This is a genomic window from Limosilactobacillus oris (assembly GCF_025311495.1).
In the GTDB taxonomy this organism is placed as follows: domain Bacteria; phylum Bacillota; class Bacilli; order Lactobacillales; family Lactobacillaceae; genus Limosilactobacillus; species Limosilactobacillus oris_A.
In genome coordinates this window covers 1257295-1274738 of the sequence record NZ_CP104398.1, presented here as the reverse complement: position 1 = coordinate 1274738, position 17444 = coordinate 1257295, and the positions used below count along the sequence as shown (strand labels likewise).

Annotated in this window: 14 protein-coding genes and 1 pseudogene; 6 read left to right on the top strand and 9 right to left on the bottom strand. The window is 50.5% G+C overall.

Annotated elements, in window-relative coordinates; genetic code table 11:
- Window positions 1–47 precede the first annotated feature (47 nt).
- Window positions 48–1259: an MFS transporter gene (locus tag N4599_RS06380; protein ID WP_191364041.1), complete on the bottom strand. Its 1212-nt coding sequence runs from the start codon at window positions 1257–1259 to the stop codon at window positions 48–50.
- Between the two features lie 146 nt (window positions 1260–1405).
- On the opposite strand from N4599_RS06380, the gene N4599_RS06375 reads away from it, so the two are divergent.
- Window positions 1406–1642 carry a cytochrome b5 domain-containing protein gene (locus N4599_RS06375; RefSeq protein ID WP_003714292.1) on the top strand — a complete coding sequence of 79 codons (237 nt, stop codon included), beginning with the start codon at window positions 1406–1408 and terminating at the stop codon, window positions 1640–1642.
- A gap of 250 nt (window positions 1643–1892) precedes the next feature.
- Window positions 1893–2624 (top strand): annotated as a pseudogene (locus tag N4599_RS06370) (MFS transporter); the annotation flags it as partial.
- A 506-nt stretch (window positions 2625–3130) separates the two neighbouring features.
- Here the strand turns inward: N4599_RS06370 and N4599_RS06365 are convergent.
- The 8 genes from N4599_RS06365 to N4599_RS06330 form a co-directional block, all read right to left on the bottom strand.
- Window positions 3131–3694 (bottom strand): phosphoribosyltransferase family protein, encoded by a 564-nt coding sequence (locus N4599_RS06365; protein WP_062814045.1) that lies wholly within the window; start codon window positions 3692–3694, stop codon window positions 3131–3133.
- A 16-nt stretch (window positions 3695–3710) separates the two neighbouring features.
- A complete protein-coding gene (locus tag N4599_RS06360; protein WP_062814044.1) occupies window positions 3711–4781 on the bottom strand; it encodes a hypothetical protein in 1071 nt (356 codons plus the stop codon).
- Between the two features lie 217 nt (window positions 4782–4998).
- A complete protein-coding gene (locus N4599_RS06355; RefSeq protein ID WP_260898544.1) occupies window positions 4999–6327 on the bottom strand; it encodes an APC family permease in 1329 nt (442 codons plus the stop codon).
- A 327-nt stretch (window positions 6328–6654) separates the two neighbouring features.
- Entirely contained in the window at window positions 6655–7596 is a 942-nt protein-coding gene (locus tag N4599_RS06350; protein ID WP_062814042.1) for an L-lactate dehydrogenase, read from the bottom strand.
- 30 nt (window positions 7597–7626) lie between these two features.
- On the bottom strand, window positions 7627–8436 hold the full coding sequence (locus N4599_RS06345; RefSeq protein WP_260898542.1) for a 2-keto-4-pentenoate hydratase: 810 nt from the start codon (window positions 8434–8436) through the stop codon (window positions 7627–7629).
- A gap of 687 nt (window positions 8437–9123) precedes the next feature.
- Window positions 9124–10926, bottom strand: a complete 1803-nt coding sequence (gene thrS, locus N4599_RS06340; RefSeq protein WP_260898540.1) for a threonine--tRNA ligase — start codon at window positions 10924–10926, stop codon at window positions 9124–9126.
- Between the two features lie 333 nt (window positions 10927–11259).
- Window positions 11260–11814 (bottom strand): hypothetical protein, encoded by a 555-nt coding sequence (locus N4599_RS06335; RefSeq protein ID WP_260898538.1) that lies wholly within the window; start codon window positions 11812–11814, stop codon window positions 11260–11262.
- A 244-nt stretch (window positions 11815–12058) separates the two neighbouring features.
- A complete protein-coding gene (locus N4599_RS06330) occupies window positions 12059–13657 on the bottom strand; it encodes an Nramp family divalent metal transporter (RefSeq protein WP_260898535.1) in 1599 nt (532 codons plus the stop codon).
- Between the two features lie 350 nt (window positions 13658–14007).
- Here N4599_RS06330 and N4599_RS06325 point away from each other — a divergent pair, with 350 nt between their 5' ends.
- The 4 genes from N4599_RS06325 (at window position 14008) to N4599_RS06310 (ending at window position 17428) form a co-directional block, all read left to right on the top strand.
- Window positions 14008–15021 (top strand): zinc-dependent alcohol dehydrogenase family protein, encoded by a 1014-nt coding sequence (locus N4599_RS06325; RefSeq protein WP_260898533.1) that lies wholly within the window; start codon window positions 14008–14010, stop codon window positions 15019–15021.
- Between the two features lie 128 nt (window positions 15022–15149).
- Complete coding sequence (locus N4599_RS06320; protein ID WP_260898532.1) at window positions 15150–15668, top strand: TetR/AcrR family transcriptional regulator; 519 nt, start codon at window positions 15150–15152, stop codon at window positions 15666–15668.
- Window positions 15669–15672: 4 nt separating this feature from the next.
- Entirely contained in the window at window positions 15673–16743 is a 1071-nt protein-coding gene (locus N4599_RS06315; protein ID WP_260898530.1) for an ABC transporter permease, read from the top strand.
- Between the two features lie 10 nt (window positions 16744–16753).
- On the top strand, window positions 16754–17428 hold the full coding sequence (locus N4599_RS06310; protein ID WP_062814034.1) for an ABC transporter ATP-binding protein: 675 nt from the start codon (window positions 16754–16756) through the stop codon (window positions 17426–17428).
- Window positions 17429–17444 lie beyond the last annotated feature (16 nt).

The following is a 17444-nucleotide window of genomic DNA, read 5'->3' as shown; positions in this document are numbered from 1 at the left end:
CACAAATAAGGATACCCTTACTTTTTGTCATAAGTGTGAACCAGAAATTAAGGAATGGTAAAATGACCATCAGCGCTGGCCGCCTGTGCGGTCCGGCGGTTAATCAGGACCAGGAGGAGCAGGGTAATCAGGGCGTAGGCAAAGGAATTCCAGCCCAGATTTGCCAGTCCAAAGTGGCGGAGGGTCGTGGCCGCGGTGAGAGAGCTGGTGGCAATCCCGATATTATAAAAGACGGGGCTTAGTGATGACGCCAGCATGACTCCGGCCGGGTACTTGCTGCTGGCAATGTTTAAAAAATAGAGCTGGATTGGTGAGCTAAAGAGGGGAATCAGCAGCCCCAGCAGACTGAGCACCAGGATTCCAGTCGCCGGTGTCCACATGGCGGTACTGAAAAGTGCGAGCAGGAAGAGAATGGCGAGGTAAACACCGTGTAACCGTCGCATTCCATTTTTGGCCCCGAGCCGGCCGGAAAGGAGACTGCTGATGACGTCAATCCCACCGAGGAGCATTAGGATTACACTGAGCATGGTAGTACTAAAGCCCAGTGTTTGCCGAATTAACGGCCGAATATAAGTATAGTAACCGTATAAAGTAGCGGCCGCGCAAGTGACGAAGCCGATGCCCAGCCAAATGTTCTTATCTCGGAGAAGAGTCAGCTGGTCCCGAATTCCACTAGCGGGGATGGCGAGCTTCCGGGGCACCAGGATTGCGGCCAGGACGGTGGAAATGGCAGTAACGACCGCGACCATAATAAAGGCGGCCTGCCAGTTCCAGAGGTCAGCAATCAGCGTTCCTAGCGGTAATCCCAGGACGGTAGCGATACTAAAACCGGTATACACCAGCGCGGTTATCGCCGACCGCTTCTTCTGGTTGGGGGCGAGTTGGTAGACGATGGCTTGGATTAGCGACTCTAAGATTCCGGCGACCGAAGCGGTGACGACCCGGGAAAAGAGGAAGCAGGGATAGTTTGGCGCAAAGGAGCTGATGAGGGTCCCGCTAAGGAAAATCAGCATCAGCACCAGCAGGAGCCGGTACTTATTGAAGCGGTTGGTATAGAGGGTTACCACCGGCGTCATCAGGGCGTAGGTCCAGGCAAACAGTGAAATCAGTCCCGCAATGTGGGGGAGTGATTCATGGTAGGTGTGGGCAATCAGGGTCAGGTTGCCGACCACCATGAATTCGTTACAGCCGAGCATGAAGGCGATGAGAACGAAGACGGTCGTAATGGTATTCAAATGACGGTTTGATAGTTGCTGCATGGTAATTCCTCACGTTTTAAGATGGTTAACCTCATTGTAGCAAATTGGAGGACCGAACCGTAAGTTTGTTTTAAGACTATTCATATTGTTACCGCTTTACCGATTAATACTATATAATAATGTTAATAATAGAAAGGAGAGCGCTTATGACCAAAACTTTTACTAAAGAAGAACTCAGCAAGTATGACGGACAGAACGGACAGCCTGCTTATGTTGCAATTGAAGGGGTCGTCTATGACGTTTCTGGTAAGGAAGCCTGGAAAGGCGGCCGGCACCACGGCAACCAGGCTGGGCAAGATTTAACCAAGGTCTTGATCAACCTCTCACCCCACGGAAAGAAAGTGCTGGATGGTTTGCCGGTAGTTGGTAAATTAGCAGAGTAAGTTAAAATGGCCGCTTGACGTTCATTCCATATGGAAAGCGTCAACCGACCATTTTTTTAGTTGTCGTTACCCCTAACCTCTTCGGCAATGGGCTTGACGAACTTTAACTTAGCCCATTGCTGGTCTGCAATCCTTCGGTCAAGGCAAAACCAAATTGCGGGCTCAGGCAGAGTTTATCGAGGGGATGATATTAGGCCGCCCCGTGGATCCGTTCAATGATGGCCTGACGATCTTCCAACCCACCGTTCTTGGCGGTTTGCTGTCCAGCTATGGCGTGGCCCAGTTTAGCTTTATCGTTGCCGCGGTCTGGTGGATTGTTTTCGCCTGGCCCCTGCTTCGTTACGGGCACCAGCGGTATAGTGTGACGGCGGTACGCAACCCCCTGACCGATAGTCTGCGGCGGCTGGTGATGACTTTCCGGCACATCAAACAGTACCGCCGGGTTACCTGGTTTTTGGTCGCCTACTTCTTTTATATTGACGGGGTCGATACCATTTTCACGATGGCAACCGCGATTGGGAAGGACATGGGAGTTGACACTACCACGCGGATGATTTTCTTATTGGTAGTCCAGCTAATTGCCTTTCCGTTTTCCCTCCTGTACGGCTGGCTGGCCCGGCGGAAGTCCAGTCGGGCTGCCGTCCTGACTGGGATTTGCGTTTACTTGTTTATTTGTTTATATGCCCTAAAGCTTGATAGCTTGTTTGATTTCTGGTTCCTGGCAATCTTAATCGGTACCAGTCAAGGCGGGTTGCAGGCTTTGAGCCGGTCCTACTTTGGTCAGCTTATCCCGAAGGAAGCAAGCAGCAAATTTTTCGGCTTTTACAATATTTTGGGTAAGTTTTCGGCAATCCTAGGGCCGCTCGTTGTCGGCCTGGTCACCCAGCTAACGGGGAAGTCGACGATCGGGATAGCGTCCTTAGCAGTGCTGTTTGCCGTCGGGCTGGTTGTTTTTCTGGCCTTGCCACAATCTAGCAAGTGAGCACGCACTTTCGCAATTTAGACGGCAGGACGCCTGAAATATTATGGTAAATTTGGAGGAATATTTAATGAAGTTGAACGCCCAAGTAATTGTTCGGGCCTGTTCAGGATTAAACTTTATCCTGATCTGGGGTGGAATTTGGCTTGACGACAGAATCAGCAGTAATTGGCTTTTCTACCCATTGAGGACCCTCTTTCTGCTTAATAGTGCAGTGCTGGTTATTATGTCTTTAAAGGGCTAGTGCAAGTAGGGATGGAAATAATCACGAGGCTGGGAGAAAACGATGGTTTTCTCACCAGCCTCTTGCTAGTTCTTAACTATTATAAAGATAACGTGCGAAACCAATAGGCTAACTGCGTGTCGTAACCACAGGAATAGTGTCTAACGCCGCGAAGCAAGGCTATTTGCCTACGAACGATAGCCGGCCCGTGCCAACTATCGTTATAGGTTAGCCATACGCCCTGTCGAGAAGGTTATTTCCCACTCACAATTCTGCTTGGAAATACTTAGGCCTTGATAGTACCGTCGGGTTTGAACAGCGGCAGCTTAGCAAGAAAAATGATGTCGTCGCGCTTGGCGGCGTCCCCCTCAGCGAGGATAGCGACCTTGCCGACAACGTGGCTACCAGCCTTTTCTAGCAGGGTAGCAGCCGAGTGAATGGAGCTGCCGGTGCTAATCACGTCGTCAACGAGCAGGACTTTCTTTCCTTGAAGCAGCTGAGCGTCCTGACCGTCGAGAACCAATTCCTGCTTCTGTTTAGTCGTAATTGAATTAACGTCCTGCTCTAGCGGTTCGCGCATGTAGCCCTTGATCGATTTGCGGATAACGAAGGAACGGGGGTGTCGTGTGGCGAGGCTGAGGTCGTGGGCGAAGGGAATGCCCTTACTTTCCACTGTCACGATGTAGTCAAACTGTGCTGGCAGCTGAGGTCTAAGCATGTCAGCGGCGGTGAGGGACAATTCGTCATCTCCGAGGAGGACAAACGAAGCGATGGCCGTGTCCGCACTGATGGGGATAATTGGCAGTCTGCGCTTCAGGGGACCGAGTTTTAGTTGGTAATAGTTAGTCACGGTGAGCCTCCTTAAATTAAAGACCAAGCAGTGGCAGGACAAACTTCATTGCTCCACCGGCCAGTAAACCGGTGAAGGGATCGACGAGAGCGGTAATCACCAGCGTGGTCGCGGCAGTCAGCTGTTCCTTACCGGCCAGGGCGGTGGCGGCATTTTCCGGAAAAGTCACAAAGAGGCCGAGGACCAGCAAAAAGCCGGCGATGGAGCTGCTGGGGACGTACTTCCCAATCTTGGGAAGCCAGCCGACGAACAGGATCACGGCCATGATCAGCATCATTAGGACTCCGGCAATCACTGGTTCTGGGGCGCTCGCCGTCGCGGAGATGATTGTTTCGACCGGGGCACCGCCGAGCAGGCTGGTTCCCATGTCGGCCAGGGCTTGGGAGGAGGTCAAGAGGTTCAGGTTGACGGGGTTGGGCTTAATCCCGGTCATTTGCCCGGTAATCAACCCGTATGAGAGGTTAGCTCCGATATTTAAGCAGGCCAGGCCCAGTGCTCCCCGCAGAATTCGTAGGTTGAAGAGCGGCTTGGTGAAAATGAAACGGCGGACAGTGACGTTCTGGGGCAACTCGTTTTGGTAGTGTTCAACGAAGACCGCAAAGAGGCTTGATAGAATGACGGACAGGCAAATTGTCCAGACCAGGTCCTTGGAAAGCAAGTAGGTCATGACGGCTACCGCAATGGAAACCCAGCCGGTCCAGCCGTGGCCCTTGCTCATGTTGAGGGCGATTTTCGCCAGCATGATGCCGACGCCGGCCATCATGGCGGTGATGATATGGTTGCCAAACACCTGCACAATCCTGGTCAGCGTCCCGGTGAGCCCGATAATCAGCATGATGATCGAGCCACCAAAAATGATCGAGGTATACTCGCGGGTGTTTTTCCCCAGATTGCCGGTCAACGCGAGCGACTCGGCCTGGAACGAAACCGGGGCGACGGAATTAAAAGCAAGGTTAATCCCAGAGACTAAGAGAAATGAAAACGTGGTGGGAAAAACGGCAAAGCCAAGGCCCATCGCCATAATCCCCTGGGGAATCCCGTTAAGGACAACGCCGAGCGCCGCCATAATATCTGCAAACCAGTGCATGATAACCTCCTAAATACGAACAATACAAATTAAATTTCAAATATCGTTTAGATTTAACTTGATAATACAATGAAAATAGTTAAAAATCAATCGTTATTTTAAAAATCGTCGTTTAATGTTCGGCATTTACGAAGAAGTGATTAAAAAACACCGCAAATCGGCTGGCAGGCAGCAGATTTGCGGCGTTCGTCTTTCAGCGCGCAGTAAAGGCACTTTTTTACATCCGCTTGGCATCCATTCGTTTAACAGCGTAGAAGATGGGAAGGCCAACGATGACGATTCCGATGAAGAGCAGGACACCGGCCGGATCGTTGAACAGTTCGCTGACCAGGACGAAGATTCCACCGGCAATCGCAATGATTGGGACAAGCGGGTAAAGAGGGGTGCTGAAGGGACGGTTCTCCTTATTTTTCTTTCTTAGAATAAAGATCCCCAAAAATGCTAACAGGTAGAAGCAGTAAACAGTGAAGACACAGAGATCCGAGAGGTGGTCGGGATCGAAGAAGAACATCATCACCGTTGCGAGGGCCACAATGAACAATGTGGCAATGACGGGCGACTTCCCCTTGGGCGTAACAAACGATAGAAAACGCGAGAATGGCAGGTCGCCCCGGCGTGCCATTGCGTAAACAATCCGTGGGAAGGTAATCATTTTCCCGTTCAGGGTTCCCATCATCGAGATGATAATTCCGGCCGAGAGAAGTTTGCCACCAATCGCGCCAAAGGCTTTAGTTGCTAGATAGGCAGTGGCATTTTCACCCAGACGGTGGATTAAGTTCGCCGGCAGGAACTTGAGGATTCCGATAGTAATTAACGTGTAGATTATTAGGACAGCGGTAATTCCCAAGATGATTGCCCTTGGTAGCAGCTTTTGCGGGTTCTTCATCTCACCACCAAGGTTAGCGATTAGGATCCAACCGTCGTAACCGAAGAGGGTTGCTAAGACGGCGACACCGAAGCCCCCAGTAGCGTGTTGAACTTCGGTAACGGTTTGACCGAAGGCGTGCTGGTTACCAAAGAGGAGACCAAAGATAATGATTGCTGCGATCGGGATCATTTTCCCCGTCGTTGTAATGATGGCAAAGATTGCCCCAACCTTGTTTTCGAAAAGGTTCATCACACCGATTGCCAGAACAGTGATGACGGCCATTGGAATCCGCCACGCGGTGCCAAGACCAAAGAAGTTGGCCATTAAGATACTCATAAACCCGGCAACCGAAGCGATTATTGCGGGGCCGTAGATGATTATCTGCATCCAGCCGGCAAGGAAACCGAGAATCCGGCCGTAGAGATTTTCAATATAGACGTAAAGGCCACCGGTGTATGGCATTTGCGCCCCAATTTCGGCGATGGTTAACCCACCAGTTAGGGTAATAATTCCCCCGAATACCCAGGCAGCAATGGCGAGAGTTGACGAACCGGCACTATCAAGGACAGAACCCTGCTTGAAGAAGATTCCTGAACCAATAATTGTCCCCACGACAATCGAAATTGCCGACCAAAAACCTAACGACCGTTTTAGTTCTTCTGTTGGTTGATTATTCATCACCATTCCTCCAATTCAAAATCGGCATAATAAAACCGGGTCCACCCGTAACCATCTGGAAATTGCCAAATGATTAAGTGAACCCGGTAATTTATTAGACCGTTCTATTTTAGGTACACTACTAAAACCACTCAGCCTCGAATAGAGCTAGAGGCTGAGGAGGAAGATTGCTGCAATTGATTAGCAAATACTAACATTAACATTGATCTTTCTCCTTTCGTGTACTTGATGTTTATTAGAGTATCATTAGAGTTTTAATTTTGCAAGCCAAAAAATGTTCTAATCTATGCTTCATGGTTGGTCATACTTCACTAAAGTGTCAAGCGTTTATTCTGCCTGGGCCGCCCGTTCTTCTTCCGCCTGCAAACGTTCCTTGATGTACTTGGCGGAGGTGGCGAGCTTTTCCTGCTCTTCCGCGGTTAAGTCGAGTTGCAATTGCTCGACGACCCCGTCGCGGCCGACCACTGCCGGGTAGGAAAGGTAGGTCCCGTATTCGGCCCGGTAGTTGGAAACCGGCATGACGGTCCGGGCGTCGCTGAGCAGGGCGTTGGTCAGCCGAACCGCGGCCGTGGCGACCCCGTAATTGGTATACTTCTTCCCTTGGTAAACCAGGTAGCCGCCTTGGCGGGCCCGTTCTTCTAAGTCGGCGAGGTCTAAGTCCCGTTCCTTGACCAGTTCTAACAGGGGCTTGCCGAGAACCCGGACGGTGGACCAGGCAGTGAACTGGGAATTCCCGTGTTCACCGAGGTTAAAGCCGTCAACCGAGCGGGAGTCGACTTTGAGGGCTTCTCCGACCCGGGCCCGCATCCGAGCAGAGTCCAGCAGGGTCCCGGTTCCCATGACGTGCTCCTTTGGCAGGCCAGTTAATTTTTGGTACATCGAGGTGATGACGTCACAGGGGTTTGTGACATCGACCAGTTTGCCGTGGAAACCATTATCGACCAGCTTCTTGGCGACCAACGGCACTTGGGTGCGGGTGAATTTAAATTCGGCAAAGCGGTCGTGGTCGGGGGTGTCGACTAACTTAGATTTACCGAGGGCGGAGACGACCACATCACAGTCTGCCAGTTGAGAGTCGTCGTTTACCGTTAGATTGGTGTGGAAGGGCAGGTTTGCCATGGCGTCACGAAGGTCGAGGGCATCGGCCTGGACCTTGGCTTCATTTGTGTCGTAAAGTGCTAAATCATCGGCGAAACCACCGGCGACGAGGTAATGTGCAACTGTGGCGCCAACGTGGCCCATTCCAACTACTGCTACTTTTCTTGTCATAATAAAACTTCCTTTCGTATATGCGCTTAATTAGTCGACGACGTTAACCGTGACGTTACCGAAACCGTGGTCAAACTTTGCTTCCCACTTGCCTGCAGTCAGGTGCGGTGGCAGGAGGAAGGTCCCGGAGGAAACTAATTGTCCGGCCCGGAAAACCTTTCCCTGGGCGGCGAGTTTCTTAACTAGCCAGGCGAGGGATTCGAACGGGTTCCCGAGGACCTCGCTGGAGCTGCCGGTGGCTTCTTCCTTGCCATCGTGGTAGAGGGTCACGTTGACGTTGGCGGCGTCCGCAACGGTTGGAAAAACCTCAGCACTTGGGCGCTCCTCGCCGTAAACGACGAATCCGCCGACCGCGCAGTCACTCATCACGCAGAACTTGTCGAGGTCGGGGAACCAGTCGGCAAAGCGGCTGTCCGGCAATTCGACGGTTCCGCATACTGTGGTCTTGTGGAGGAGGTCGTCCAAACTATCGGTTGCCAGCAGGTCTTCAGTGGCCCGGAAGCCAAGTTCGACTTCGAGCAGGGGAGCCATTGTCTGTTCTTTTAAGGATAAGTGGGCCGGGGCCGGCAGGAAGTGGGAGTCGACTTGCTGCCCGTAGAGGGGACTGTCAGAATCAAACATGTCCTGGGTCTGTTTGGAGGTTAAGGAAACCTTGTAGCCGCCGGTCGGGAGTTTCTTGAGGGCGACGAAGCGGTCCTGGACGGCATAGGCGGTATCGTCATCGGTTACGACGCCCTGCCAGTCAGCCATCCGAAGGGGTTCCTTACTTTGGTAGGCCTTTGCGAGGGCCTGGGCAAATGCTTCTTGTTGTTGGTTTAAGGTAACGTGTTGTTCAGTCATTGTAATTTCCTCCTTGTGACTTAGTCGCCGTTACCTTTTGCCTGTGTAAACAGGCTAATCGTTAACTACGACTAAGAATTATTGTTTTGATAATGTTTTCCTGATTGGATTTGAATGTTGCTAATGTCGCTGTCTGTCATGACCATCACCACCTTTAAGATTGACGAAGAAATAAAAAGAGCGTCCTTCCCGGCTCCTATAAGTAGGAACTGAAAAGGACGCTCTGAGCGTGGTACCACCTTTCTTTACGGCTATTAAACCGCCTTAACCAACTGCCGTCCGTAAACGGCAATTAGCCGGCACGATAATGGGTGCTACCAGTACGCTCTACTTGATTCTTCGTTCGACATACGACTCCCGAGTGATTGAAGCGCACGGTCCATCTGCTGGTTCGCACCACCCACCAGCTCTCTGCTACCGGTTCGTGCCCTCGTTCTCGATCAACGTCTTTTGTAATAATTGATTGTTTGTAGGATAGCACCCTATTATGACAAAATCAAGAGAAAAATTAAAAAAAGATGTGAAAATATGATGGCAATAAAAAGGACACCCGCCAGACAGTACATCTGACGGGTGCCTTACATCATTAATTTGGAGGTTAATGAGCATTTATATGGCCCTGCCCAGCCGTGGGGTCAGCCGGGCAGGCACAATGCAGTTATTAAACGTTATTGGGAGATTACTTCACTAATTTTTGCGGGAGTAGGAAGCGATGTCGGCAAGAATTTCGTTCATGAAGTCGTCCTGGCTCATGTTGTTTTGAGCATCCTCACCGTACTTCCGAACAGAAACAGCGTTATTCTTGACTTCATCGTCACCGACAACCAGCGTGTATGGAACCTTTTGGGTCTGGGCTTCACGAATCTTGTAACCCATCTTTTCGTTCCGGTCGTCAACCACTACCCGAATTTGGGCGGCCTTCATCTTGTCAGCCAGCTTCTGAGCGTAGTCGCCGTGCTTTTCTTCGCTAACTGGGATGATGTGGACTTGTTCTGGGGCTAACCAGGTTGGGAAGGCACCCTTGTAAATTTCAGTCAGGTAGGCAACGAACCGTTCCATGGTACCAACGATTCCACGGTGGATCATCACAGGCATGTGTTCTTTACCATCTTTACCAACATAGGACAGGCCGAAGCGGTCTGGTTGCATGAAGTCCAATTGGATAGTGGACATGGTTTCGTCGTTACCCAGAGCAGTCTTAGTTTGGATATCCAGCTTTGGACCGTAGAATGCGGCTTCCCCTTCGGCTTCATAGTAGTCGAGGTTCAGGTCATCCATGGCAGCCTTCAGCAGCTTTTGAGATTCATCCCACATTTCGTCGTTCCCGTAGTACTTTTCCTTGTTCTTCGGGTCACGCAGGGACAGGCGGAAGCTGTAATCGGTGATGTCGAAGTCCTTGTAGACGTCCATAATCAAGTTCAGAATCTTGGCAAATTCATCCCGGATTTGGTCAACAGCAACAAAGGTGTGGCCATCGTTCAGGGTCATTTCACGAACCCGTTGCAGACCTGACAGGGCACCAGACTTTTCGTAACGGTGCATCATCCCAAGTTCGGCAATCCGCATTGGCAGGTCACGGTAAGAACGGATGTGGTGCTTGTAAATCTGGATGTGGCTTGGGCAGTTCATTGGCCGGATTTCCAGCATTTCGCCGTCACCCATGTCCATTGGCGGGAACATGTCGTCCCGGTAGTGTTCCCAGTGACCAGAAGTCTTGTAGGCGTCCAGGTTCATCAGCACTGGGGTGTAGACGTGTTCGTAACCATCGGCAACTTCCCGGTCGATAATGTAACGTTCAATCGTCCGGCGAATAGTAGCACCCTTCGGCATCCAGTATGGCAGTCCAGCACCGACCTTTGGATCAACGAAGAAGAGGTCGAGTTGGTTACCAATCACCCGGTGGTCGTGTTCACGGGCTTCCTGGCGCTTCTTCATGTCTTCGTCCAGGGCTTCCTTGTTGAAGAAGACGGTCCCGTAAATCCGTTGGAGCATTGGGTTGGATGACATACCCTTCCAGTAGGCACCGGCAACAGATAAGAGCTTGAGGTGCTTGATGGCGTCACCGTACAGCAGGACGTCGCCGTCAGCAACAGCCTTGACGTCACCAACTTGGTACATTGCAACCTTGCCGTCTTTAGCAGCTTCCTTGATCAGTTCGCTGGAGTAAGGGTCGTCCTTGACTTCTGCCAGGGCGTCGTCCAAGTCAACTTCGACAAATTCAACTTTGGTGTCCTTGGCCTTAGCCAACAGGGCGTCTTGCAATGCTGATAACTCGTCAGCGGAGACTTGTTGGTCGTCCTTGTCGGAATCAACATGGAAACCATCTTCGTCAGCAACGCTTTCACCCAAGCGGATTCCCTTAAATTCTTGGTGTAAGGAATCCTTCAGCAGCAGGGAAGCTAACTTCCGCAGTGCTTGTAAACCTTCTTCTGAGTCGCGATCAATCTTCTTAACTGATCCATCAACGGACATAACTGCAATCTGTGCCATATAAATCTCTCCTTTTGACAATATAAATAAAAAACGTCCCAAGTGCACACTAGTAATGCACTTGGGACGTTAATTAACAATAATTAGCGTGGTTCCACCCATGTTCAGAGCTAAATCCAGCTCTCTCTATGGTGTGTTAACGGACACGACCCGACCAGCCTTATTTCGGCCAGTAATCTAACAAGGTGGTACAAGCAACTGTCGACTCAATGCGGCTTCCAGTCAAGGCCGCAATTCCCTGGTTAAGCAGTGGTTGGTTGCATTTCCTTTTGATTGACTAGAATTATAACACCCATTTTGACTTTGGCAAGTCCTTTTTCAAAAAAAGTTAAATTAGCGCTGAGTACCGTTGCCAGCAGGTGTGCTACCAGTAGAGTTGCCACTAGGGGTTTGCGGAGTTGGGTTGCCAGAGTTTTGGCCGCCCTGTTGTTGGCTGCCTTGCTGCTGACCAGCATTATTATTCTGCTGTCCCTGTCCTTGGCCCTGGTTGGTTGGCGTTTGCTGGTTGCCGGTTTGCCCAGTTGGAATCGAGTAGGAGTAGGTATTGCTGGTGCCAGTCGTGCCGGTGTCGTCGTCATCGCTGCTGGAGCTTGACGAGTGGCGGTGTCGGTGACTGCTTGACCGCTTCGAGCTGGTCGAAACGGATTGGTCATTGTTGGTATTGGTCTTGATTGGATTGTGCTGTTTGACAATGAAAATAATAATCATTACCAGCAGGATCGTTAGCAAAATTGCCAGGAGGATTTTAAAAATTTTCTTGCCCCGGCCCGGCTTTTGCGGGTGGTGGCCCTTGCTGCTTTTTAATTTGCCGGTTCCCCGTTTCTTAGTTCGGGAGTCATAAAGCTGCACCCGGCTTGGTCGTTCTTCGTTGTTATTCAATGTCTTCACCTCATTTAGGAAGTTGTAAAAGAACTTTGGTGTTACTTGTTAGTGGTGTGTTAATACTCAAGTCTATATTATAACATTGTTCATTGCTGGCAAGCGGTAAAACTAAAACGGTCATCCGCTGCGTGCGGGTGGCCGTTTCAGATCATTATTTACTTTGGGAGATTATATGAATTTGGGATTGTCTATAAGATACTCGCCAAAGTTGAAAATTGTGTGAACGAGTTGTGACATTCTTGCGTTAAATTTAGTCGTTCTCTTTCGTCTTGGCGCCTTCCATTGCGGCTTCCTTTTGACCAAAGCCCCGTCCTTCCGCGGCAAAGCGCTTGTCACCGCGGTACAGTTCGATACAAGTCCAAAGCAGCAGGACCAGGATGGCAATGATCGTAATGTAGGCGAGCACGTCAGAGAGTCCCTTGGACCAAATGCCAAAGCCTTCGTAAGTGGCTGGCAGGTTGTAGAGGTTTAAGAAAGTCAGGGCGATAACGGAAATCCAACCACAGATCTTGACCCAGAGCCGGTTCTTGAATTCACCCATTTCGACTTCACTGTTAGTCATCATCAGCAGTGGCAGCATTGAGAATGGGAGGGCAAAGGCCAGGAAGACCTGCGAGTTTTCCATCAACAGGTTCAGGGCCGTGTGTTGCTGGATGGTGTTTTCACCAGATGTCATGGCAACACAGGCTAAAACAGGGATAACCGAGATAATCCGGGTTACCAGTCGCCGGGCCCAAAGCGGCATCTTCATGTGGACGAACCCTTCCATGATGACCTGCCCGGTCAGGGTCCCGGTAATGGTTGAGTTTTGCCCAGACGCCAGCAGGGCGACGGCAAACAGGGTCGAGAGGACACCGGACTTGGCAACCGCGATCAGGACCGGGTTGGATAGCATCGAGGTGTTGTTCAAGGCGTCGTACAGACCGAAGAAGGAACTATCCTGGACAGCCCCAGTCTTGAAGACTGCAACCCCCATGATCAACAGTAATGAGTTAACGATAAATGCTAGTGATAATTGGATGTTGGAGTCCCAAGTCGTAAAGCGGACAGTTTGCCGAATACTATCAAGGTCATCGTGGTCAATCTTCCGGGTCTGTGAAATTGCTGAGTGCAGGTAGAGGTTGTGCGGCATCACCGTAGCCCCGATAATCCCCAGGGTCCCGGTCAAAGGAGTAATTCCACCGACTTCGGGGTGCTGGGCGATGGACTTTGCTGACGGCAGCAAGCCCATGAAGACGCCACCCCAGTTTGGGTTAGACAAAGCTACCTGGTAGGCGAAGACAAACAGGATTACCAGAATCAGGCAGGCAACGATGGCTTCGATCTTCCGGAAACCAATCTTGGTCAGCAGTAACAGTACCAGGACATCCAGAACAGTGATGAACACTGATGGAATCAATGGAATGTGGAAGAGTAGGTTCAGCGCAATCGCCGCCCCGATAACTTCCGCAATATCAGTCGCCATAATGGCCAGCTCAGTCATAATCCATAATACGATCCCTAACGCTTTACCGGTCCGTGCCCGTGTTGCCTGGGCAAGGTCCATTTGGCTCACGATTCCGAGTTTAGCCGCCATGTATTGTAGCAACATCGCAATCAAACTTGAAATCAAGATAGTAGTCATCAGGGTATATTGGAAACTTTGACCACCGGTAATGGAAGTTGACCAGTTACCAGGATCCATGTAACCAACAGCAACGAGGGCGCCAGGGCCAGAGTAGGCGAAGAGCGTTCGCCAGAAGCCCTTACCGTGAGGGACTTCAACGGTCCCGTTAATTTCTTCAAGTGACTTACCGTTAGCATACTCAATCAAGTGATGCTTTTTACGTTGATTTTTTGTGTTGTCCACGCCAAATCCACCTTTCTCCTTGTTTTGTTAACTTGATTTGGTAACCAAAATTAACTTAATTCGAATACTTTGTTAGGGTAGCATAAAAAATATTACATTTCAACGGAAAATCACCGTCTTAACGGCTTTTTGGGCCTTAAAAACGGGCCTGTTGAAAAAGAAGTTGGCGGCTGGTAACCAAAGTAAACGGTTGCAATGAATGCCGGAGGACGAGGGAAATAAATTTAGAAAAAATTTAAGTATGACCGCTTTGTTAGGTAAAACTTTCCACTTGATAAACGTTTGACAAGTAGTAATTATTTTCACTATAATAGGGCAGATTTAGTTATTACATCTAGGGAGAATTGATTATGAAAGCACTTGTTTTAACTGGAATTAAGCAGCTCGAAGTCCAGGACGTGGAAACGCCAGAAGTTAAGCCGGATGAAGTTCTGGTTCACACCGCTTACGCTGGAATTTGTGGGACTGATCACGCTCTGTATGCGGGGCTGCCAGGTTCTGCCAGCGCGGTTCCACCGATTGTTTTGGGCCACGAAAACTCTGGGGTCGTTGCCAAGGTTGGTCCTGAAGTTAAGAACGTTAAGGTCGGTGACCGGGTAACGGTTGACCCGAACATCTACTGTGGTGAATGCAAGTACTGCCGGACTTCCCGTCCTGAAATGTGTGAAAACCTTTCTGCCGTAGGTGTGACCCGCGATGGGGGCTTCGAAGACTACTTCACTGCCCCTGCGAAGGTTGTTTACGCCATTCCAGACAGTGTTTCCCTTAAGGCTGCGGCCGTTACGGAACCATTGTCATGTGCCGTTCACGGTGTTGACCTGTTGGAAATCCACCCATACCAGAAGGCACTGGTAATCGGTGATGGCTTCATGGGTCAATTATTTGTTCAGACTCTACAAGCCTATGGGGTAAGCGAAGTAACGCTGAGCGGTCGCAATGATGAAAAGCTGAAGCTCAACCACGACCGCTTCGGTGCCAAGACCATTAATACTGCTAAGGGTGAACAGATTCCAACTAACGAATACGATATCGTAATCGAAGCCGTTGGTCGGCCAGAGACACAGGAACAGGCTGTTGAAGCTGCTGCCCGGGGTGGTCAGGTTTCCATGTTCGGTGTCGGTAACCCAGATGACAAGTTCTCCATCAACAGTTACGAAGTCTTCCAAAAGCAACTGAAGATCCAGGGTGCTTTCATTAACCCTTACTGCTTCGAAGACTCCATTGCACTGATGGCTTCTGGCAAGGTTGATGTCCTGCCATTGCTTTCCCACGAATTTGACGTTAAGGAAGTTGACGACTTCGTTAACGGCCGGATTAAGAATGTATCCAAGGCCGTTGTTAAGCTGGCCGGTGAAGAAGCATAAGCGATTACAAGTTATTTCCCGGGAAATTCCCCGGGATTTTTTATGCAGCTAAGTTGACACCGTGTCACTTGGGGCCTATACTAATTGATAATCAATTGAGTGACACGGTGTCACGGAAAGGGAAAATTATGCCAAGTCAAACGTTTGAAAATTTACCCCAGAGTAAGCAGACCTTAATTCGCCAGGCCCTTTTAGAAGAATTTAGTAACCATGACCTCGCCGACGCCCAGGTGGCGCGAATTGTCAAAAGTGCCCAGATTGCGCGGGGGGCCTTTTATAAGTATTTTACTGACTTAACCGCTGCTTACCGCTACCTGTACCAATTTGCGATGAATGACCTCCACGATGACAGCATTCGGACACACCGGCTTTTGACGGCCGAGGAGTATGTTGCCCAGGTGACGGCATTTCTAGAGCAGGTGACTGCTAGTCCGTATTATGAGCTGATTCAACGCCACTATGCCGTCAACGAAGCGCTGCTGCATACCCAGGCGGTGCCCCGGTTAAGGCCTACCAGCGCGACGGAGTGGGCAGTAATGGTATTAGTACACGAGACGATTAAGGGGGCCCTCTGGCAGCCTCAGGATAGTTCACAGGCGGTCCAGCGGTTAGCCGCGGCATTGACCGCGTTACTAGCACGGAGGTGATTAGATGTTCTTAGCATTACGCGAAATTAAACATGAAAAGGTCCGCTACGGGCTGATAGTTGCGATGATTGTAATGATCAGCTACCTGATGTTTGTCCTGATGGGCATGATGATCGGGCTTGCAAATGAAAATAAGGCGGCAATTACTACCTGGCAAACCCAGACCGTTTTCCTGAATAAAAATGCCAATGACAATCTGAGTCAGTCACTGATTACCAAGGATCAGCTAGACGGTCAGCGGCTTAACGAGCATGAGTCGCTGGTCGGTCAGGCTCCCGTCGTTATTACTAAGGCAGCTGGCGGGGCTGATAAGCAAAGCGCTCAGTTTATTGGCCTAGAACTAGACCAGGCGATTGCCAAGAAAAACATTCCCCTGGTCAGTGGACGGCACGCTCGTCATGCTGATGAGTTGGTGGTTGACCAGAGCCTGCGGACAAAGGGCTACCGGTTAGGAGAGCAGGTTCGGCTGAATTCGACTGCCGACCGTTACCGGATCGTCGGTTTTGCCAAGGACGCACAACTAAACGTGGCCCCAGTGATTTACGGCCGACTCGCGACCTGGAAAACGCTGCGGGGTGTTAACTCGCAGGTAGTAGCAAGCGGAATTATTAGCAACCGGCTGGAGGGTGGCGAGCGCTTCAATAATTTGGCCCGGTACACGAGCCAGGAATTTATCCAGAAATTGCCTGGTTATGCGGCCCAGAATAACACCTTTGCGTTTATGATCGGCTTCTTGATGGTCATCTCGTTGATTATCATTGCGGTCTTCCTGTACATTTTGACGATGCAGAAAATGCCTAATTATGCCGTCCTGCGTGCCCAAGGGATTCCTGCCCGCTACCTGATTGCAACGACGATCCACCAGGCAGTGATCCTCATGGCGGCGGGAATCTGCGGCGGCCTGTTATTGACCCTGCTGACCACCTGGTTAATGCCGACGACCGTTGCCCTGGTACTGGATTGGCCGCTGATTGCGCTAATGGTGGTTGTACTGATTATTCTAGGCGTCCTGGGGGCACTCTTGCCGGTCCGGATGATTCTTAAAATTGACCCAGTGCGGGCGCTGAATGGCTAGGAGGGATACGATGGCAGTAATTGAGTTAACAAACATCAGTAAGACCTTTGGTGAAGGAATTGGCCGGGTCCAGGTTTTGGATAATATCAACTTCCAAGCGGACCGGGGGGAGCTAAGCTTGATTTTGGGCCCCTCAGGCTCCGGGAAAAGTACCTTTTTAACGATTGCTGGAGGACTCCAGACGCCGACCAGTGGTACCGTAGCGGTCGAGGGGAAGCACCTAGGCAAGCTAACGTCCAAGGAGCGGGACCAGCTGCGGCTGAATAAAATCGGCTTTGTCCTGCAATCGTACAACCTGCTTCCGTACCTGAATGTGGCCGACCAGTTTGCCCTGGTTTGCAAAGTAAAAAAGACGGGTAATTTATCGACCGCGGAATTTCAGCGGTTATTGACGGAATTGGGAATTGCTGACCTTAGAAACCATTTTCCTGATGAAATGTCTGGTGGGCAGAACCAGCGGGTGGCAATTGCCCGGGCCCTGTATCCTAACCCGGAAATCGTCTTGGCGGATGAACCAACGGCGGCGCTTGACAGCAACCGGGTTAAGGTAGTTGGAAGCCTCTTAAAACAGATGGCCCGCAACCATGACAAGGCGATTGTGGTTGTGACCCATGACCTGCGTCTGCGGGAATTTGCCGACCATATTTACCAGCTAATGGACGGGAAAATGGTTCAGGAGAAGTGATATTTCCCGGGAAATA

Excerpts from the sequence above, each read along its gene's own strand:
- N4599_RS06360 (WP_062814044.1), bottom strand. The coding sequence starts at position 4,781 with ATGCACTGGTTTGCAGATATTATGGCGGCGCTCGGCGTTGTCCTTAAC.
- N4599_RS06375 (WP_003714292.1), top strand. The coding sequence starts at position 1,406 with ATGACCAAAACTTTTACTAAAGAAGAACTCAGCAAGTATGACGGACAG.
- N4599_RS06350 (WP_062814042.1), bottom strand. The coding sequence starts at position 7,596 with ATGACAAGAAAAGTAGCAGTAGTTGGAATGGGCCACGTTGGCGCCACA.
- N4599_RS06355 (WP_260898544.1), bottom strand. The coding sequence starts at position 6,327 with ATGAATAATCAACCAACAGAAGAACTAAAACGGTCGTTAGGTTTTTGG.
- N4599_RS06320 (WP_260898532.1), top strand. The coding sequence starts at position 15,150 with ATGCCAAGTCAAACGTTTGAAAATTTACCCCAGAGTAAGCAGACCTTA.
- thrS (WP_260898540.1), bottom strand. The coding sequence starts at position 10,926 with ATGGCACAGATTGCAGTTATGTCCGTTGATGGATCAGTTAAGAAGATT.
- N4599_RS06345 (WP_260898542.1), bottom strand. The coding sequence starts at position 8,436 with ATGACTGAACAACACGTTACCTTAAACCAACAACAAGAAGCATTTGCC.
- N4599_RS06315 (WP_260898530.1), top strand. The coding sequence starts at position 15,673 with ATGTTCTTAGCATTACGCGAAATTAAACATGAAAAGGTCCGCTACGGG.
- N4599_RS06325 (WP_260898533.1), top strand. The coding sequence starts at position 14,008 with ATGAAAGCACTTGTTTTAACTGGAATTAAGCAGCTCGAAGTCCAGGAC.
- N4599_RS06310 (WP_062814034.1), top strand. The coding sequence starts at position 16,754 with ATGGCAGTAATTGAGTTAACAAACATCAGTAAGACCTTTGGTGAAGGA.
- N4599_RS06380 (WP_191364041.1), bottom strand. The coding sequence starts at position 1,259 with ATGCAGCAACTATCAAACCGTCATTTGAATACCATTACGACCGTCTTC.